This is a genomic window from Streptomyces bobili (assembly GCF_002154575.1).
GTDB lineage: Bacteria > Actinomycetota > Actinomycetes > Streptomycetales > Streptomycetaceae > Streptomyces > Streptomyces bobili.
The window spans coordinates 424-2,016 of the sequence record NZ_MUBA01000769.1 but is presented as its reverse complement, the minus strand read 5'-3'; the positions used below and the strand labels follow the sequence as shown (position 1 = coordinate 2,016).

The 1,593-nt window shown below is 73.4% G+C and carries 2 pseudogenes; both read left to right on the top strand.

The annotated features are described in order from the left end of the window. Nucleotides 1-238, top strand: a pseudogene (locus BZL64_RS41720) (MBL fold metallo-hydrolase); the annotation flags it as partial. A gap of 363 nt (nt 239-601) precedes the next feature. Then, nucleotides 602-1,593 (top strand): annotated as a pseudogene (locus BZL64_RS37425) (ATP-binding protein); the annotation flags it as partial.

Sequence of the window (1,593 nt, the reverse complement as noted above, 5' to 3'; positions counted from 1 at the left end):
CCTGGCCGCCGCGCGCGCGGCCGGTACCCGGATCGCGCTGCCCCGCCCCGGCGAGCCCTTCGAACCGGCCGCCGAGACCGTGCCCTGCGAGCCCTGGTGGCGTGCAGTGGCGCTCGCTCCGGCGGGCGGCTGGCCCGACGTGCTGCCGGAAGCCAAGGCCATGGCCGATACGGTGCGTGACATTTCCAAGGGTGCGGCCGAGGACGGGGGTACCCCGGAGGTCGTCCCGGCGGGATAGCGGGGCGCCCGAACCGGACCGGCCCACCTGACGACGGGGGTCGGGGAGCGAACAGCTCCCCGGCCCCCGTCGCCCGTTTCCGAACACCTCTGACCAGGTCTGATCAACTTCCGCGCCACAACTGTCCAGACCCCTCGCGGGTTTATCGGTCTGTCGTACGAAGCCTCATACCAGAGCGGGACGCTCACCGGGGGACTTTGCCAACTGCCCCTCGCGCATCATGGGTTGGCAACTACTGTCAGTGGCCGTGGAGCGAGAGGGCGCAGCAGGGCTCTCGCTCCCCCGACCGACACCGCGATGGCGCGAGCCCGAGGAACGCACCCCACGCGAGCCCCAGGCCCGACGGACAGTACGAGGACACCGATGTCTCACCTCCGCGCACCGGCCGCACGCGCAGACCGCCGCGAGGGCGGACGGCACGGACGACCGGTATCCCGCCCCGCACCCGCACCGGCCGAGACGCACATACGGCCGCAGCTGGTGCGCCTCGCCGTACTGCCCCCGACCGCCGTCGCCCTCAGCGCCTGCGCGGTCGTCCTGTTCACCGTGCGCTCCACCGGCGCCCGGCCGGGACCGGTCCTGTGGGCCGTACTCGCCGGAGCCGTCGCGGTGACCGGCGTCGGCATCGTCGTCGCCGCCGTGGCCGCGGACCGGGCCGCCCGCACCGTCAGCGACCGCATCACCGCCCTGCGCCGCAACAGCGCGCGCGGCGAGGCCGACCTGCGCGCCCTCCTCGACGGGCTGCGCCGCGGCGACCCCCCGCCGCAGCGCACAACGGGTGGCGGCCCGCCGGGTGACGCCGACGAGTTCGAGCTGCTCGCCGCCGACCTGTCCCGCGCCCACGACGGGGCCGTCACCGCCGTCGTCCAGGCCGCACAGCTCTCCAGCCAGACGGGCAGCGAACAGAAACTCGAGGTCTTCGTCAACCTCGCGCGACGCCTTCAGTCCCTCGTGCACCGGGAGATCTCCACCCTGGACGAGCTGGAGAACGAGATCGAGGACCCCGACCTCCTCAAGGGCCTCTTCCACGTCGACCACCTCGCCACCCGCATCCGCCGCCACGCCGAGAACCTCGCCGTCCTCGGCGGCGCCGTCTCCCGGCGGCAGTGGAGCAACCCCGTCTCCATGACCGAGGTGCTGCGCTCCGCGATCGCCGAGGTCGAGCAGTACTCGCGGGTCAAACTCGTCCCGCCGGTCGAGGGCGAACTCCGCGGGCACGCCGTCGCCGACGTCATCCACCTGCTCGCCGAACTCGTCGAGAACGCCACGGTGTTCTCCGCCCCGCACACCCAGGTCCTGCTGCGCGCCAACCTGGTCACCTCCGGGCTCGCCGTCGAGGTCGAGGACCGCGGCCT